This is a genomic window from Marinobacter sp. C7 (assembly GCF_022343555.1).
In the GTDB taxonomy this organism is placed as follows: Bacteria; Pseudomonadota; Gammaproteobacteria; order Pseudomonadales; family Oleiphilaceae; genus Marinobacter.
In genome coordinates this window covers 1-17,796 of sequence record NZ_JAKQZH010000004.1, presented here as the reverse complement: position 1 = coordinate 17,796, position 17,796 = coordinate 1, and the positions used below count along the sequence as shown (strand labels likewise).

The window sequence follows — 17,796 nt, the reverse complement described above, 5'->3', positions numbered from 1 at the left end:
TTCACTCCATCCCCAACTTCTTCAACCGGTACCGCAACGCCCGGAAACTGATCCCCAACCGCTTGGCCGCCGCTGTCTTGTTCCAGCGCGTGGCCTCAAGCGCCTTCTCAATGGCCTGGCGCTCAATGGTTTCCAGGAATCCTTCAAGGTCAATCTCCCCCTCCGGCACGTTGGGCGCATCGGTGGCCGCGTTGGCCGAACCAGAGGCTGAGCTTCCGGGCTGCACGCCGTTGCCCAAATGCAGGTCGTCGGCGCTGATCCGATCCTCATCGCACAGGGTAAAGGCCCGCTCCAGGATGTTCTCCAGCTCCCGCACGTTGCCGGGGAAACTGTAGGCCTTGAGCCGTTCGATCGCATCGGGGGTGAGGGCGGCCGGGTCGCACTCGTATTCCCGGGCGATACGCCCGAGGATGTGGTTGGCGAGCAGGGGGATGTCGTCGGCCCGCTCCCTGAGTGGAGGGACCGCCAGTTCGATCACATTGATCCGGTAGAACAGGTCCTGGCGGAAGTCTCCCTCCTGCACCAGATCCGGGAGGTTCTTGTGGGTGGCACTGAGTACCCGGACGTCCACGGGGATCTCTTTGGTGTCGCCGACCGGGCGCACGGCCTTTTCCTGGATGGCTCGCAGCAGCTTCACCTGCATCGCCAGGGGCAGGTCCGCCACCTCGTCCAGAAACAGCGTGCCACCACTGGCAGAACGGAACAGACCTTCCTTGTTTTCCGCGGCGCCGGTGAAGCTGCCCTTCTTGTGCCCGAAGAACTCGCTTTCCATCAGCTCGGAAGGAATCGCGCCGCAGTTGACGGCCACGAAGGGGCCTTCCCGCCGCGGTCCCTGCAGGTGGATCATCCGGGCCACCAGTTCCTTACCACTGCCGGACTCGCCGCTGATGAAGACCGGCGCCTGGCTGCGGGCGAGCTTGCGGGTCTGGTTGCGCAGCTTGCGAATCTGGGGGGAGTTGCCCAGCAACAGGCCGGGTTCGTCGGTTTCCGCCTCGGTCTCCGGTCTGGCTTCGGACAGTTTCAGGGCGCTGCTCACCAATTCCCTCAGTCTCGGCAGCTCGACCGGTTTGGAGACAAAGTCAAAGGCGCCGGCCTTCAGGGATTCTATGGCGGTATCCATGTTGCCGTAGGCAGTGATCACCGCGACCGGTGTTGCCGGTGAATGCTGCTGGATCCATTGGACCAGATCGATACCGTTGCCGTCCGGAAGGTTCATATCGGTCAGGCACAGTTGAGGCTGGTGTTGTTCCAGCAACTGACGCGCCGTGGTCAGGTCCGGGGCAGTCAGGGTTTCAATGCCCATCCGGGTCAGGGTGATCTCCAGCAGGTCCCGGATATCCGGCTCGTCATCAACGATCAGTGCGGTATGCGTCGTCATTGTCTCTTGTTGGTTCCATCTCGTTGTGCGCGCCCGGGTGTAAAAAGAGCCTGATCAGATCAGGCGCCCGGGTGGGGCAAAGGTAATGCGGAAACAGCAGCCGGGCTGGTCGTCTTCCACCAGGGACAGGTGGGCCTGGTTAGACTCGCACAGTTCCCTGGCCAGATAAAGGCCCAGGCCGGTGCCACTTTTATCGGTTGTGAAGAACGGCTCAAAGACGGAACTGCGGTGCTCCTTTGCGATGCCGGGGCCGTAGTCCCGGACATCGAGATACGCCCGTTCTCCATCCTCCGTTGTGCCCGCGCTGAGTTTAATATGCTTCTCCCCACACTGTTGCAGGCTGTAGCGAAGCCCGTTGTCACACAGGTTGACCAGCACCTGCTCGATCTGACTCTTGTCGAAGCGGGCGGCAGGCGTTTCCGGATCAATCACAAGGTCGACCCGGACGGGGGCGGACTGGTCATCCTGGGTTTGCAGGAAGTCCTGCCGGAATTCCTGTAACCATGCGGGAATATCCACTAATTCGGCGTTTGCCGCCTTGCGCCGGGACAAATCCAGAACATTTTCGATAATGCCGTTTACCCGCCTGGAATGACGCCGGATGATATCCAGCATGCGCTTGTCGCCATCGTCGAGGGATGGGGACTCCTCCATCAATTGTGCCGCATGGCTGATCGCGCCCAGGGGGTTGCGTATCTCGTGGGCAATACCGGCAGTAAGTCGACCGAGAGAGGCCAGTTTCATCTGCTGGGCTTGCTGGGTGACCTTGCTCATGTCGTCAACGAACACCAGAATCAGGTCGCCCTGTTCCTGGTCCAGTTGGGTGAAATTGGCCTGGAGCAGGGGCGAAGTGGGTGCGGACTGGAAAGGCGCTATCCGTTTGCGCGGGTCCTTGAGCCAGTCTTCCAGGCCCAGCTTGAGCGGCTGGGGTAAGGCGCGGTTGTGATCGACCGATCCGTTCTGCCTACCCGAGGCGCCAAATAACAGCTCTTCCGCCGCTGCGTTGGCCAGGCGGATCTGTCCGAGGCGGTCGAGCACCAGGATTCCGGTCCGCATGCGCTGGATGATCTGTTGATTGATCTGTTCCAGTTCCGCAATACTGCGGGCCCGGCTCGAGGCCAGGGCCTCACTGCGCATCATGCGACGGGAAATGTTCTGCAGGATGAAGGCGGCAGCGAAATACAGGATGCCCAGGGAGCCGGCCCGGACGATGTCATCTCCACTTTCGCCGAGCACCAGAACAGCCCAGCCGGAAATGCCCAGTGAACAGAGAGCCGCCAGAGCAGCATAAAAGGTACCCATCCGGCTCGGGGTCAGGATGTTACCGGCGGCGACGGAAACAATGACCAGGTTGGCCAGGCCGTTGGTGATGCCGGTGCTTGCCACCAGCAGTCCGTGCATGATCAGAATGTCCAGAAGGATGGACAGGGTGATATGCCGCCGGCTGGGCTGAAAGCCGGCCAGCAGAGTCATGCCGATGAAGGCATTCAGGGCCAGATAGGAAATCACGCCCGCCTGGTAGTAATCCTGCCAGCGGAATCGGGTTTCGAAGGCCACCGGATCGACAAACAGCAACCCTACCAGCATCAGACTGACCACCAGCCGGTAATGGTTGTAGATTCGGAACAGCTTCACTTGCTGCCAGTTTCCCGGCTGGTACAGTGCTTGCGCCCTGCCGATGGGTGACGTGCTGTCTGACATGCTTGCCTTTGGTCGGTTGTTGGTCGGAAGAAATTCTTGCCGTTGCGGGGTTATAATAGCCTTTTCATGGCAATGAGTTACAGGAGCCGATTTATGTCCGAGTCCGGGAATGCCCCGTCCTCTCAATCGCCTGCCCGGAAGTTGAGGGTGGTTATGGCCCAGCTGGATTTTCTGGTCGGTGATATTCCCGGCAATGCCCGCTTGGTCATTGAGGCTACTCGTAAGGCGGCCAGAGAGCACCAGGCGGATATTGTGGTCTTCCCGGAACTCTGCCTGACCGGCTATCCGCCAGAGGACCTCCTGCTAAGGCCGAGTCTGGACCTGCGCGTGAATGAGGCGCTCGAACAATTGCAGAGCGCCGATCTGGAGCCCGCCATCGTGATCGGGGCACCGCTGCGCCAGAAAGGGCTTCTATACAACGGGGCCGTGGTGATCGAGAACGGCCAGATCACCGGCCGCTATTTCAAGCGGTTCCCGCCCAACTATCAGGTGTTTGATGAGAAACGCTATTTCGCCGAGGGCAGGGATGTCTTCACCATGGAGATACGTGGCGTTCCGGTTGGCATTACCGTCTGCGAGGATATCTGGAAGGATGGTCCGGTAGAGGATTGTGCCGCAGCGGGTGCCCGGCTGATCCTGAATCTGAACGCCTCGCCCTACGACATCGACAAGCAGGCACGCCGAAAGGCCCTGCTGGAGCGCAAGGCGCGGGAAAATGCAGTCACGATCGTCTACGTGAATCTTATCGGAGGGCAGGACGAGCTGGTGTTCGACGGCGGCTCTGTCGTCTATGACCACTCCGGAGAGCTGATGGCCGAAGCACCGCAGTTCAGCGAGGGTCTATACCCGGTCGACTTTATCTGTGACCACCATTGCCAGCCGGTATCCCAGCCGTTGCCCGAGGAACCTTCTCTGGAAGCCAACGTTTACAGCGCATTGGTCACCGGAGTCAGGGATTACGTGAACAAGAACGGCTTCAAGACCGTGGTGCTGGGCCTGTCCGGCGGTATTGATTCCGCGGTGACCCTCGCCGTCGCCGTGGATGCTCTGGGCAGGGACCGGGTGCGCGCCGTGATGATGCCGTTCCGATATACCTCCAGCATGAGTCTGGAGGATGCCGAGGCAGAAGCCAACGCGCTGGGTGTGCAGTACGACGTGTTCTCCATCGAGCCCATGTACGACGCTTTCATGGCTACCCTGGAAAAGCCGTTCGAGGGGACAAAACCGGACACCACCGAGGAAAACCTCCAGGCGCGACTGCGGGGAGTGTTGCTGATGTCACTGTCCAATAAGTTCGGCTCGCTGGTCCTGACCACCGGCAACAAAAGCGAGATGGCGGTGGGCTATTCCACACTATACGGTGACATGGCCGGTGGTTTTGATGTGCTGAAAGATGTGCCCAAGACCCTGGTGTTCCGCCTGGCACGCTACCGCAACACCCTTTCGCCGGTTATCCCCGAGCGGGTCATCACCCGCCCGCCCTCAGCGGAACTGGCACCGGACCAGAAAGATGAAGACAGCCTGCCTGGATACGACGTGCTGGACCAGATTCTCAATCTATATGTCGAGCGGGACTTCAGTGCCGAAGCCATCGTGGCGGAAGGCTTTGATGCCACCGACGTGGCGCGGGTGGTCCGGCTGGTGGATATCAACGAGTATAAACGCCGTCAGGCGCCGATCGGGGTGCGGATTACCGAGCGTGGATTCGGGAAGGATCGGCGGTACCCGATTACCAATGGCTGGAAGAGCGGGAAGTAGCGGGGATGAGTGAAGATGGGGTCAGGCTCAGGAGTCGGGCTTCCAAGCAGGGGTCAGATGAAAGCTTTCATCTGACCCCAATTTCAGTCCAAGCCTTCATCTGACCCCATCTTCACACCAATCTCACTCGTCGCCCATCAACCCGAACGTCACGGCATTCATCAGTGACCGGTTTTCCCCCTTCAACCGGTCCGCCACAAACTCGCCCTCCTCATTGAAGGCTTCGCTCTTCGGGAAGTTCTCCCGGAGCATGGCTATACTGTCCCGCGCGCCTTTCTTTAGGTCCAGAAACTGGAAGGTCTCGGCCATGATGATCAGCGCCTCTTCCACGGCAGGCGAGGAGGGGTAGTTCTCGACCACGTAACGCGCCCGGTTGTTGGCAGCCAGGTAGGCTTCACGTTTGATGTAATAGCGGGCGGCATGCAGCTCCAGCTCGGCCATGCGGTTACGGATGGCGATCATGCGCTGGCGGGCGTCACTGGCGTAGGCACTGTCCGGGTAGCGGTTCAGCAGTTGCGAGAAATCCCGGAACGCCTGGGTCTGTTCACCCGGGTTGCGGGCGGCCACGTCGATGGGGAAGTAACGGGCCGCCAGGCCGATATCGAGGTTGTAGGAGGCCAGTCCACGCATGTACAGGGCGTAGTCGGCGTGGTCGCTTTGGGGGTTCAGGCGCAGGAAGCGGTCCGCCGCCGCCCGCGCACCTTCCAGGTCCAGGTTCTGGTAGCGGGCGTAGATCAGGTCCAGCTGGGCCTGTTCGGCATAGCGCCCGAACGGGTAATAGGTCTCCAGGGCGTCGAGATTCTGTTCCGCTTCGTTGAAATTGCCGGAGTCCATCGCCTCGCGGGCATTCTCGTAATAGGTCTGCTCCGGCAGGACCTCTTCCTGCTTGTTACTGGCGCAGGCGCTGATCATCACCACCAGGGTGGACAGCAACAGCAAACGAACAACTGATCTCATGCCGGAATCCCGTATAATGTCGAAAAGTTTTTGAGCAGCGGCCATTGTAGCGGGGAAGACGCCCTATGTGCAGAGGTTCCCTTGTCCGATTGCCAGAATCTGATCAAAACGTAACACACCGGCCCCGGGGGCTTGATGTCATCTGAAAACCGAATTACCGCCCGATTTGTTGTTCCACCCGACCTGAGTGACCGAAGGCTCGACCAGGCTGCGGCCGCCCTGATGCCCGAACATTCCCGTTCCCGCCTGCAAGGCTGGATCAAGGATGGCACCCTGACCGTCAACGGCGACGCCAGAAAACCCCGGGACAAGGTCATGCTCGATGACGTCATCGAACTGGACGCCGAGCCGGAAGTCCAGGTGAGCTGGGAGGCTGAAGACATTGAACTGGACATCGTCTACGAGGACGAACACCTGCTGGTGATCAACAAGCCGGCGGGCCTGGTGGTGCATCCTGCGGCGGGCCATGCGGCTGGCACTCTGGTCAACGCCGTCCTCAGTTATGCCCCGGAAGTTGAAAACCTGCCCCGCGCTGGCATCGTGCACCGTCTCGACAAGGACACCTCCGGCATCATGGTGGTGGCCCGCAGCCTGATTGCACACACCTCGCTGGTCGATCAGCTCCAGACCAGAACCATGGGCCGCGAATACGACGCCGTCGTGGTGGGCACGCTCACCGGCGGTGCCACGGTCGATGCTCCCATTGGCCGGCACCCCCGCGAGCGCAAGAAAATGGCTGTGGTCGCCAGTGGCAAGCCGGCGGTGACCCACTACCGTCTGGTGGAACGCTTCGCCGCCCACACCCACATCCGTTGCAAACTGGAGAGCGGCCGTACCCACCAGATCCGGGTCCACATGGCCCACGTGAAGCACCCGCTGGTGGGCGATCAGCTCTACGGCGGCCGTATGCGACTGCCCAAGGGCTCCACTGAAGAGCTGCGGGAAGTACTGTCCGGCTTCAATCGCCAGGCGCTCCACGCCCGGCAATTGACGCTCGAACATCCGGAAACCGGTGAAATCCTCACGTGGGAAGTGCCATTGCCGGAGGACATGGTTCACCTGATTGAAGCCCTGCGCAAACACGTCCGGGAGCTTGAGAGCCATGATTTCTGAACAGGCCGTTCTCCGCCCCGACTGGTCAGTGCCCGGAAATGTCCGGGCGCTGTGCACCACCCGCCAGGGTGGTGTCAGCCAACCTCCCTGGAACAGTCTCAATCTCGGGGGGCATGTCGGCGACAACCCCGACCATGTCCAGACCAACCGACAGCGCCTGGCGGAGTTCGCCGGTCTGGATGACACCCGTATCGCCTGGCTGAATCAGGTCCACGGCACCAACGTGGTCGAGATCACCGCCGACAACGTCGCGACGGTCCCGGAGGCCGATGCCAGCTTTACCCGAGAAAACGGGATTGCCTGCGCCATCCTCACTGCTGACTGCCTGCCGGTGGTCCTGTGCGACCGGAAAGGACGCGTAGTCGGTGCCGCCCACGCCGGTTGGCGTAGCCTGTGCGGCGGCGTACTGGAAAACCTGATCGGCGCCATGGCCGTGCCCGGCGATGAACTGATGGCCTGGCTGGGGCCGGCCATCGGCCCGAAACAGTTCGAGGTCGGCCCGGAAGTTCGCGAGGCGTTTCTGTCCCGCGATCCTGACGCGGCCCAAGCGTTCTCGGAAGAGGGCGCACGGCCGGGGCATTACCTGGCCGACATCTACCAATTGGCCAGTCAACGCCTGGCCAGTGCGGGTGTAAGCTCCGTCTCCGGCGGCAGCCTCTGCACCGTTCGCGACCGGGACTGGTTTTTCTCCTACCGGCGAGATGGCCGGACCGGACGTATGGCGACCCTGATCTGGCTGAGTTAAGCCGGAATTGTATTTCCCGCAAATGCCCGGGCGATGGGCTGGCTTGTCCTCCCATCGCGTGCCCCCAAAATACAACTGACCGTGGTCAATTTAGCGCCAAAATCAAATCATCGCAGCTTGAAGTCCCTCCACCCGCCCCTACATTTAAAACCAAAGCAATTTGGATATAACCGAACCGCCAAAAGGTTCGCCAGATATCCGCTAACTGATTTGGGGAAACGGAACCATGAGAATCGACAAGCTCACGAGCAAGCTGCAGACCGCGCTGGCAGACGCGCAGTCGCTGGCGGTTGGCAAGGACCACAACTTCATTGAGCCGCTGCACCTGATGCAGGCGCTGCTCGACCAGGACGGCAGCTCCATCAAGCCGCTGCTGAAGCAGGCCGGCGCGGACCCTGCGCGCATTCGCCAGGCCATCGCCCAGGAAATCGAGAATCTGCCGGAGGTCAAAGGTTCCGCCGGCGACGTGTCCATGTCCAACGATATGGGCCGTCTGCTTAATATGGCGGACAAGCTGTCCCAGAAGCGCAAGGATCAGTTTATCTCGAGCGAACTCATGCTGCTGGCGGCCCTCGAAGACCGGGGCACACTCGGTCGGGTATTGCGGGAGCAGGGCGTGGACAAGGCTGCCCTTGAAAAGGCCATCGACGAAGTTCGCGGTGGTGAAGCCGTGACCGATCCCGGTGCCGAGGAAAACCGTCAGGCCCTGTCCAAGTACACCATCGACCTGACCGAGCGTGCCGCTGAAGGCAAACTCGACCCGGTCATCGGCCGTGACGACGAAATCCGCCGCACCATCCAGGTCCTGCAGCGCCGGCGCAAGAACAACCCGGTGCTGATTGGTGAGCCCGGCGTGGGCAAAACCGCCATCGTCGAAGGCCTGGCCCAGCGCATCGTCAACGGCGAAGTGCCCGACGGCCTGAAAGACAAGAAAGTGCTGTCTCTGGACATGGGTTCCCTGATCGCCGGGGCGAAGTTCCGGGGCGAATTCGAGGAGCGCCTGAAGGCTCTGCTGAACGAACTGTCCAAGCAGGAAGGGCAGATCATCCTGTTCATCGACGAGATCCACACCATGGTAGGCGCCGGCAAGGCCGAGGGCTCCATGGACGCCGGCAACATGCTCAAGCCGGCCCTGGCCCGGGGTGAGCTGCACTGCGTGGGTGCTACCACCCTGGACGAATACCGCGAGAACATCGAGAAGGATGCTGCCCTTGAGCGACGGTTCCAGAAGGTGCTGGTCAGCGAGCCAACCGAGGAAGACACCATCGCCATCCTGCGCGGCCTGAAAGAGCGTTACGAGGTGCATCACGGCGTCGAGGTCACCGACGGTGCCATCATCGCGGCCGCAAAGCTTTCCCATCGGTATATCACCGACCGGCAACTGCCGGATAAGGCCATCGACCTGGTGGACGAAGCGGCCAGTCAGATCCGCATGGAAATGGATTCCAAGCCGGAGGCACTGGATCGTCTGGAGCGTCGACTGATTCAGCTGAAGATTGAACGGGAGGCGCTCAAAAAAGAGAAGGACGAGGCGTCCAAGAAGCGGCTTTCAGAGCTTTCCGAGGTAATTACCGGTGTCGAGCGGGAATACGCCGACCTGGAAGAGGTCTGGAACTCCGAGAAAGCGGCGCTGCACGGCTCCCAGAAGATCAAGAGCGACCTTGAGCAGGCGCGCATCGATCTGGAAAACGCCCGGCGTGCAGGGGATCTTGGCCGGATGTCCGAGCTGCAGTATGGCAAGATTCCGGAGCTGGAGCGCCAGCTTGAAATGGCCGGCCAGGCCGAGATGAAAAAGATGGAGCTGCTGCGTAATCGCGTCACCGATGAGGAGATCGCTGAAGTCGTCTCCAAGTGGACCGGCATCCCGGTATCGAAGATGCTGGAGGGTGAGCGCGACAAACTGATGCGTATGGAAGAGGCCCTTCATGACCGGGTGATCGGTCAGGATGAAGCGGTGGAAGCGGTTTCCAACGCGGTGCGCCGTTCCCGCGCCGGTCTTTCCGATCCCCATCGACCCAACGGCTCGTTCCTGTTCCTTGGCCCGACCGGGGTGGGTAAGACCGAGCTGTGCAAGTCGCTGGCTTCCTTCCTGTTCGATACCGAGGAGGCCATGGTTCGCATCGACATGTCCGAGTTCATGGAGAAACATTCGGTAGCCCGCCTGATTGGTGCGCCTCCCGGCTATGTTGGCTATGAGGAGGGGGGGTACCTCACCGAAGCGGTGCGCCGCCGCCCGTATTCCGTGCTATTGCTCGACGAGGTCGAGAAAGCGCACCCGGATGTGTTCAACATCCTCCTGCAGGTGCTCGAGGACGGCCGCCTCACTGACGGCCAGGGGCGCACGGTGGATTTTCGCAACACCGTTATCGTGATGACCTCGAACCTGGGCTCCGACATCATCCAGCAGAAAGCGGGAGAGGAGAACTACGAGTCCATGAAGAGCGCGGTCATGGAAGTGGTCGGTACTCACTTCCGTCCGGAATTCATCAACCGCGTGGACGAAGTGGTGGTGTTCCATCCGCTGGCGGAAGATCAGATCCGAGGCATCGCGAAGATCCAGATCGCTGGCCTCAGCAAGCGCCTGAAGGAACAGGATATGAAGCTGGAGCTGGACGACGGAGCGATGGACCTGCTGGCGGAAGTGGGTTATGACCCGGTGTATGGTGCCCGGCCGCTGAAGCGGGCGATCCAGCGGAACATCGAGAACCCGCTGGCACAGAAGTTGTTGCAGGGAGAGTTTGTGCCGGGCGATACCATCCTTGGCACGGTGAAGGATCACCAGCTGGTGTTCGAGAAGGCCTGATCGGTATCAGGCAGAGCCGGGGTTTAAAGTCGGGGTCAGAAGAACGCTTTCTTCTGACCCCATTTTACGTCAAGCCCGGCGGTCAGCCCTCCAGGCCGGGGTCAGATGAAAGCGTTCATCTGACCCCACTTTCACACCCAATCCGAGCCGTTAACCCGGGGTCAGATGAAGGCCTTCATCTGACCCCAACTTCACTTCCTACTCTTCCATCGGCCCGCAATTCTCTTCGGCGATTTTCTCAAACCGCAACCGCTGCTCGGCAATCTCCTCCGGTGACAGATACCGCCGCTCACCGTCTTCCTCCACCTGGATCCGCGCATTGCTGTCGATAATCTTCAGGTTGGCCTCGGCGGTGGCGCAGTTGGCCTCGCGTTGCTTGCGAATGGCTTCCATCTCGGCCCGTTCGCGCTCGGTGAGCTCGCGTTTTTCGGTTTCCTCCTCCATGGCCTGCACCTGCTCCTGGGGGCTGGTGCGGCTGGATGCGTTGCTCGATCCCTTGCCGGAACGGACGCTGACCTGTTCGGCCTTACTGCCGGTGGGCTGGCGGTCGCCAAAGTGGGTGACACCATTCTCGTCCGTCCATTTGTAGACAGAGCCGCTGTGGGCAATGCCCGGTACTAAAGCCATTAACAGGGCCAACATCAGGATTTTTCTGCTCATGGATCTACTCGCCGTGGTTTGCTCCCGGTCAGATTCCGCTGCCGGTTGGAGTTATTGGTGAAGTCTATCATGCCATCCGGGACGCCGATTTTCTTTCGTCTGGTTCAAATCTCGGGGACCGGATTCGTCAAGTATGGCAGACCTTCGGCCAGATTGGGCGGATTAACTGTCAGCGCCTATTGACAGGGAGTTTCGCGCTGTCAGAATTGGCGATTGCCTGAAACTGGGGTTAATTCGGCAGGCAATCCCGAGCGAGTATCCCCCGTTAATCACCACACTGAACACGTCGGGTCCCGATGTGTGCTGGTTGTTGCTTACGTGCAACCCGTTGATTGGTCGTTCTCCGCAACCCTCAGGAGAGCGACTGGCCAGGAGACAACCTCTTATTTTGCAGGTGTGGAGGAGCAAGCCGGTTCCGCTTTCACAAGAAGCAGGGAGACCGTGAATCCAGGCAACCGGGGCGAAACCCGGCTCATTCACTCGTAGAAGAGGGTAGAAAATCGTGGAGTTATTGTCTGGCGCCGATATGCTGATCCGGTCCCTTCAGGACGAAGGCATCGAGTACATATACGGCTATCCGGGTGGTGCAGCCCTTCATATTTATGATGCGCTGTTCAGGCAGGACAAAGTCAAGCATATTCTGGTACGGCACGAGCAGGCGGCGGTCCATATGGCCGACGGCTATGCCCGCGCGACCGGAAAACCAGGTACCGTACTGGTGACCTCGGGTCCTGGAGCCACCAACACCATTACCGGCATTGCCACCGCTTTCATGGATTCCATCCCCATGGTGGTTCTGTGCGGTCAGGTTGCCTCCCATCTCATTGGTGAGGATGCCTTCCAGGAAACCGACATGATCGGTGTCTCCCGTCCCGTGGTGAAGCACAACCTGAGTGTGCGGCACCCCGAGGAAATTCCTGAAGTCATTCGCAAGGCGTACTACATCGCCGCAACCGGTCGTCCCGGTCCGGTCGTCGTGGACATCCCCAAGGATATGACCACGCCGAACGAGCGCTATGAGTATTCCTATCCCAAGAAGGTCAAGCTGCGGTCCTATAACCCGGCCATTCGTGGCCACGCCGGCCAGATCAAGAAAGCGGTCGATATGCTGCTGGCAGCCAAGCGACCGGTGATTTATGCCGGCGGGGGCGTCATCCTCGGCAAGGCCTCCAATCAGCTGACCGAGCTGACCCGTATGCTGGGTTACCCGCTCACCAATACCCTGATGGGTATCGGCTGTTACCCGGCTTCCGATAAGCAGCACCTGGGCTGGCTGGGCATGCATGGCACCTACGAAGCCAACATGGCCATGCACCACTCGGATCTGATCCTGGCCGTGGGCGCCCGTTTCGACGACCGGGTAACCAACGCCACCGAGAAGTTCTGTCCGGGTGCGCGGATCATCCACATCGATATTGATCCGGCCTCCATCTCCAAGACCGTGGAAGCGGATGTGCCCATCGTGGGTCCCGTGGATGCGGTGCTGAAGGAGATGCTTGCCCTGGTCAAGGAAAGCAAGGACAAGCCGGATGCCAGCGCCCTTGCCTCCTGGTGGAAGCAGATCGAGGAGTGGCGGGCGTTCCACGGCATGCGCTACGAGACCAGCCCGGACGTGATCAAGCCGCAGGAAGTGATCGAGCTGCTGTGCAAGCTGACCAACGGCGAGGCGTTTGTCACCTCGGATGTTGGCCAGCACCAGATGTTTGCTGCCCAGTACTACAAGTTCGACAAGCCCAATCGCTGGATCAACTCCGGTGGCCTGGGCACCATGGGCTTCGGCCTGCCGGCCGCGATGGGGGTAAAGCTCACCCATCCGGACGACGAGGTGCTGTGCATCACCGGTGAGGGTAGTATCCAGATGAACATCCAGGAGCTGTCCACCTGCAAGCAGTACAATCTGCCGGTCAAGATCATCAACCTGAACAACCAGGCCCTGGGCATGGTGAAGCAGTGGCAGGACATGAACTACGAGTCCCGCCATTCCCAGTCCTACATGGAGTCCCTGCCGGACTTCATCGCGCTGGCGGAAGCCTATGGTCACGTGGGCGTGCGTATCGAAAAGAAGGAAGATCTGGAGACGAAGCTCAAGGAAGTGTTGGCGATGAAGGACAAACTGGTCTTTGTCGACATCTATGTTGATCGCTTCGAGCATGTCTACCCGATGCAGGTGGCCCGCGGTTCCATGAAAGACATGTGGCTCAGCAAGACGGAGAGGGTGTGATCATGCGTCGAATCATTTCTGTTTTGCTGGAAAACGAGCCGGGTGCGCTGTCACGGGTGGTTGGCCTGTTCTCGCAGCGTAACTACAACATCGAAACACTGACCGTGGCCCCGACCGAGGACGAGACCCTGTCGCGTCTGACCGTCACCACCACGGGTTCCGACAAGGTCATCGAGCAGATCACCAAACAGCTGAACAAGCTGATTGAAGTGGTGAAACTGGTAGATCTGACTGAGGGCTCCCACATCGAGCGCGAGCTGATGTTGGTGAAGCTCAAGGCAACCGGGTCCCAGCGCGCTGAGATCAAACGCACTGTGGATATCTTCCGGGGCCAGATCGTGGACGTCACCAGTTCGGTGTACACGGTTCAGCTGGCGGGTGACAGTGAAAAGCTTGATGGCTTCATTCAGGCAGTAGGTACTGCCGGTGTCCTGGAAGTGGTTCGTACCGGTGTGTCGGGTATCGCCCGCGGTGAAAAGGTACTGAGCCTGTAACGGCCAGGGTTAACGAGTTCGAACATCGTGGCCCTGAGGGGCCACCACAAACAACAGAGGTTTCTCATGCAGGTTTATTACGATAAGGATTGCGATCTTTCCATCATCCAGGGCAAGAAAGTTGCCATCATCGGTTTCGGTTCCCAGGGCCACGCCCACGCGTGCAACCTGAAAGAGTCCGGTGTTGACGTGACTGTCGGTCTGCGTCCGGGTTCTTCTTCCATTGCCAAGGCCGAAGCCTATGGCCTGAAAACCAGCGACGTGCCGTCCGCCGTTGCTGCCTCTGATGTGGTCATGATCCTGACCCCGGACGAGTATCAGGCCCAGCTGTACAAGGCCGAAATCGAGCCGAACCTGAAAGAGGGAGCAACCCTGGCCTTCGCCCACGGCTTTGCCATCCACTACAACCAGATCGTTCCGCGCAAGGATCTGGATGTGATCATGGTCGCTCCGAAGGCTCCGGGCCACACCGTTCGCACCGAATTTGCCAACGGCGGTGGTATCCCTGATCTGATCGCCATCTTCCAGGATGCGTCCGGCAACGCCAAGAACCTGGCGCTGTCCTACGCCAGCGGTATCGGCGGCGGCCGTACCGGCATCATCGAAACCAGCTTCAAGGACGAGACCGAAACCGACCTGTTCGGTGAACAGGCTGTTCTGTGTGGCGGTACCGTTGAGCTGGTCAAAGCCGGTTTCGAGACCCTGGTTGAAGCGGGTTACGCGCCGGAAATGGCTTACTTCGAGTGTCTGCACGAGCTGAAGCTGATCGTCGATCTGATGTACGAGGGTGGTATCGCCAACATGAACTACTCCATCTCCAACAACGCGGAGTATGGTGAGTACGTGACGGGTCCGGAAATCATCAACGAGCAGTCCCGCGAAGCCATGCGCAACGCACTGAAGCGCATCCAGAGCGGTGAGTACGCCAAGATGTTCATCTCCGAAGGTAGCCTGAACTATCCCTCCATGACGGCACGCCGTCGTGACAACGCGGCTCACCAGATTGAAGTGGTCGGTGAGAAGCTGCGTTCCATGATGCCGTGGATCACAGCGAACAAGATTGTGGACAAGGACAAGAACTGATCCGGATTTCCGGCACAGTTTTCGAAAACGCGGCCCGGGTGGCCGCGTTTTTCGTATATACTCCGCCCAAATGCTTTCCGGAGTTCCAGGAATGACTGACGAGAAAAAATCTGCCGACCCAGAAGCTACCTTCAAGAATGAGCAGCCAGAAGCCCCGGATCCGGAGATCGACTCCGGTGAGGTTGTGGAAGAGGAGCTGGTCGAAGGGGCTCCTGTCCGTCGCAAGGGCATTTACCTGCTGCCCAATGCCCTGACAACCGCCTCCCTGTTTTCAGGCTTTTACGCCATCGTGTCCGCAGCCAACGGCGTCTTTGACAATGCCGCGATCGCGGTCTTTGTTTCCATGATCCTCGATGGGCTGGATGGTCGCGTGGCCCGGATGACCAACACCCAGAGCAAGTTCGGTGAGGAATACGACAGTCTTGCGGATATGGTGGCATTCGGCGTGGCTCCGGGACTGGTTGCGTTCTTCTGGTCCCTGAACGGCCTCGGCAAATTTGGCTGGGCCATTACCTTCATCTATGTTGCCGGCGCGGCCTTGCGGCTGGCCCGGTTCAATACCCAGATCGGCTCGGTGGACAAGAAGTTCTTTGTCGGTCTCGCAAGTCCGTCTGCAGCGGCCTGTGTTGCCGGCCTGGTCTGGTGTTTTCACCAGTTCGAACCGTCCACCTGGCTGACGATGCTGACGGTTATCGTGGTTGGTGGTACTGGTGTGTTGATGGTGAGCAACATTCTGTATCGCAGTTTCAAGGATCTTGATCTTCGCGGCCGTGTGCCGTTTGCCGCCATACTGCTGGTGGTTCTGATCCTGGTTGTGATCGCTCTGGATCCTGCCACCGTACTGTTCACAGTGTTCCTGCTTTATGCGTTGTCCGGACCTGCCCGTGCTCTGTTTCGTGGCAAACCCCGCCGTCAGTAGGGTGTTGCGGTAATTGCCCCGGGCGCCAGCGCCCGGGGAATTCCTACGGGATCCTCCGGTCAACCAGTCAGGCTTCTGGTTAACGGAGATTACCGATGCTTATCAAGAAACGCCCGTCCTGGGCTCTTTCCCACTCAGACGTCACGCCCGAATCCGTTTATCTTGATCGCCGCCGTTTCATGGGTGGGGTGGTTGCGGCCGCCCTGGCAGGCACCGGCTTGCCCCGCCTTGTGGATGCCGCAGCCGTACCGGTGCAGGGAGAGTCCCTCAGCTATACCGCCATGCCGGGGTTTTCGACCGACGAGGAGAAAACGCCCTATGAAGATGTCACCCGGTATAACAACTTCTATGAGTTCGGAACCGGAAAGGACGACCCCGCGCGGTATGCGGAGGAAATGTCGGTCGACCCCTGGTCGGTGACGGTCGAAGGGGAGTGTGGCAGGCCGGGCACCTATTCATTTGAGGATCTGGTTAAACCGCACGAGTACCAGGAGCGCATCTACCGGTTGCGTTGTGTTGAGGCGTGGTCGATGGTGATTCCCTGGATCGGGATTCCTTTGGCAGACATGCTCAAGCGTTTTGAACCTAACTCCCGGGCGAAATACGTCTATTTCGAAACGCTCTACGATCCTGATCAGATGAGAGGGCAGCGCTCGCTGTTCAGCACCATCGATTGGCCCTATCAGGAGGGGTTGAGAATGGACGAGGCCATGAACGAGCTCAGTTTCATGGCGGTCGGACTCTACGGGAAAACCGTTCCGAAACAGAATGGGGCACCCATGCGACTGGTTGTACCCTGGAAGTACGGCTTCAAGAGTATCAAGTCCATCGTCAAGATCCGTTTCCAGGAGGAGCGGCCGAAGAGCACCTGGGAAATGATTGCTCCCCAGGAATATGGTTTCTATGCCAACGTGAATCCCGAGGTGGATCATCCCCGCTGGAGCCAGAAGCGCGAACGACGTCTACCCTCCGGACTGCTCTCGCCCAACTGGATTGAAACCCGAAAGTTCAATGGGTATGGCGAGCAGGTTGCGCACCTCTACAAGGGCATGGATCTGACCAAATATTACTGACGGGAGCGGGAAGGAGTTCCTATGGCATTACCCATGCCTGCATTCAAGGGGCTGGTTTTCCTGCTGGCGTTGATTCCTCTGCTTTGGTTGGTTGTCCGCATTGTGACCGGTAGCCTGGGACCGGATCCGGGTCAGGAAGTGACTGAGGCGTTGGGCCTTGCTGCGTTCCAGTTGCTGATTGTCACCCTGGGAATGACGCCACTTTCCCGATTGTTCAAATGGCAGGGGTGGATCCGGGTGCGTCGGATGCTGGGCCTGTTTGCCTTCTTCTACGCCTGCCTGCACCTGATGGCATTTCTCCAGTTCATACTGGGCTGGACCGATTTGTGGGCTACGTTCACCAGGCGCCCCTATATTATCTTGGGAAGTCTGGCGTTCCTTTTGCTGTTGCCTATGGCGATTACTTCCACCCGAGGAATGATGCAGCGCCTCGGAAAGCGATGGAAGCCTCTGCATAGGCTGGTGTATCCGGCCGTTCTTCTCGCATGGCTGCATTTCCTCTGGCAGTCGAGAAGTGACATCACCGAAATGCTGGTTTACGGACTTGTGATTGCGTTCCTGCTGGCGCTGCGGGTGAGATGGTTTGGGTGGCGCTCTCTGATTCCTCTCCGAAAGCCCGGGGCATAGCGAAAAGTGCTCGTTTTTCGACCTGTTTGGTTGTATTCTGATCGGCCGCGTAGGTGGAAACCGAAGTCCGGGAAAATAATTGAAAATTGGTCGTTGACAGTTTTCCTGAGGGCTGTAGAATGCGCACCACTTCTGAGGGACAAGCCACTGAGACAGAGGCAGCCGGAGGAAGTAACTGCTTGAAAGCTTTGAAGAAAAACGATTTCAAATTTCTTCAGAAAGCGGTTGACAAGGTGGCGGTTCAGTGTAGAATGCGCGCCTCGT

At 59.4% G+C, this 17,796-nt stretch carries 14 protein-coding genes; 10 read left to right on the top strand and 4 right to left on the bottom strand.

Annotated elements, in window-relative coordinates:
* Position 1: 1 nt before the first annotated feature.
* Together MD273_RS16220 and MD273_RS16215 are read right to left on the bottom strand one after the other, a co-directional pair.
* Positions 2 to 1,378, bottom strand: coding sequence for a sigma-54-dependent transcriptional regulator (locus MD273_RS16220; RefSeq protein WP_239038855.1), 1,377 nt, complete (start codon positions 1,376 to 1,378; stop codon positions 2 to 4).
* Between the two features lie 54 nt (positions 1,379 to 1,432).
* Positions 1,433 to 3,079, bottom strand: coding sequence for a sensor histidine kinase (locus MD273_RS16215; RefSeq protein WP_239038854.1), 1,647 nt, complete (start codon positions 3,077 to 3,079; stop codon positions 1,433 to 1,435).
* A 93-nt stretch (positions 3,080 to 3,172) separates the two neighbouring features.
* Between MD273_RS16215 and MD273_RS16210 the strand changes: the two genes are divergently transcribed.
* On the top strand, positions 3,173 to 4,837 hold the full coding sequence (locus MD273_RS16210; RefSeq protein ID WP_239038853.1) for an NAD+ synthase: 1,665 nt from the start codon (positions 3,173 to 3,175) through the stop codon (positions 4,835 to 4,837).
* Between the two features lie 123 nt (positions 4,838 to 4,960).
* Here the strand turns inward: MD273_RS16210 and MD273_RS16205 are convergent, their stop codons facing one another.
* Positions 4,961 to 5,794, bottom strand: coding sequence for an outer membrane protein assembly factor BamD (locus MD273_RS16205; protein WP_239038852.1), 834 nt, complete (start codon positions 5,792 to 5,794; stop codon positions 4,961 to 4,963).
* A 135-nt stretch (positions 5,795 to 5,929) separates the two neighbouring features.
* Here MD273_RS16205 and rluD point away from each other — a divergent pair, with 135 nt between their 5' ends.
* From rluD to clpB, 3 genes are all read left to right on the top strand, one after another.
* Positions 5,930 to 6,907, top strand: a complete 978-nt coding sequence (rluD, locus tag MD273_RS16200; RefSeq protein WP_239038851.1) for a 23S rRNA pseudouridine(1911/1915/1917) synthase RluD — start codon at positions 5,930 to 5,932, stop codon at positions 6,905 to 6,907.
* Positions 6,897 to 7,652, top strand: coding sequence for a peptidoglycan editing factor PgeF (gene pgeF / locus MD273_RS16195; RefSeq protein ID WP_239038850.1), 756 nt, complete (start codon positions 6,897 to 6,899; stop codon positions 7,650 to 7,652). Before rluD ends, pgeF begins: the two co-directional genes overlap by 11 nt.
* A gap of 226 nt (positions 7,653 to 7,878) precedes the next feature.
* The gene (clpB, locus tag MD273_RS16190) at positions 7,879 to 10,455 is read left to right on the top strand and encodes an ATP-dependent chaperone ClpB (RefSeq protein ID WP_239038849.1); all 2,577 of its coding nucleotides are present in this window, start codon (positions 7,879 to 7,881) and stop codon (positions 10,453 to 10,455) included.
* A 198-nt stretch (positions 10,456 to 10,653) separates the two neighbouring features.
* On the opposite strand, the gene MD273_RS16185 is transcribed toward clpB, so the two are convergent.
* Positions 10,654 to 11,115 carry a DUF4124 domain-containing protein gene (locus MD273_RS16185; protein ID WP_239038848.1) on the bottom strand — a complete coding sequence of 154 codons (462 nt, stop codon included), beginning with the start codon at positions 11,113 to 11,115 and terminating at the stop codon, positions 10,654 to 10,656.
* Positions 11,116 to 11,617: 502 nt separating this feature from the next.
* Between MD273_RS16185 and MD273_RS16180 the strand changes: the two genes are divergently transcribed.
* The 6 genes from MD273_RS16180 to msrQ all read left to right on the top strand — a co-directional run bounded on the left by MD273_RS16180 (position 11,618) and on the right by msrQ (position 17,532).
* Positions 11,618 to 13,336, top strand: coding sequence for an acetolactate synthase 3 large subunit (locus MD273_RS16180; RefSeq protein WP_239038847.1), 1,719 nt, complete (start codon positions 11,618 to 11,620; stop codon positions 13,334 to 13,336).
* A gap of 2 nt (positions 13,337 to 13,338) precedes the next feature.
* Complete coding sequence (ilvN, locus tag MD273_RS16175) at positions 13,339 to 13,830, top strand: acetolactate synthase small subunit (protein WP_239038846.1); 492 nt, start codon at positions 13,339 to 13,341, stop codon at positions 13,828 to 13,830.
* 33 nt (positions 13,831 to 13,863) lie between these two features.
* Entirely contained in the window at positions 13,864 to 14,913 is a 1,050-nt protein-coding gene (ilvC, locus tag MD273_RS16170) for a ketol-acid reductoisomerase (RefSeq protein ID WP_285229173.1), read from the top strand.
* A 91-nt stretch (positions 14,914 to 15,004) separates the two neighbouring features.
* Positions 15,005 to 15,832, top strand: coding sequence for a CDP-diacylglycerol--serine O-phosphatidyltransferase (gene pssA / locus MD273_RS16165; protein ID WP_239038844.1), 828 nt, complete (start codon positions 15,005 to 15,007; stop codon positions 15,830 to 15,832).
* A gap of 95 nt (positions 15,833 to 15,927) precedes the next feature.
* Positions 15,928 to 16,905, top strand: coding sequence for a protein-methionine-sulfoxide reductase catalytic subunit MsrP (msrP, locus tag MD273_RS16160; protein WP_239038843.1), 978 nt, complete (start codon positions 15,928 to 15,930; stop codon positions 16,903 to 16,905).
* Between the two features lie 21 nt (positions 16,906 to 16,926).
* A complete protein-coding gene (msrQ, locus tag MD273_RS16155; RefSeq protein ID WP_239038842.1) occupies positions 16,927 to 17,532 on the top strand; it encodes a protein-methionine-sulfoxide reductase heme-binding subunit MsrQ in 606 nt (201 codons plus the stop codon).
* The last annotated feature ends 264 nt before the right edge of the window (positions 17,533 to 17,796 follow it).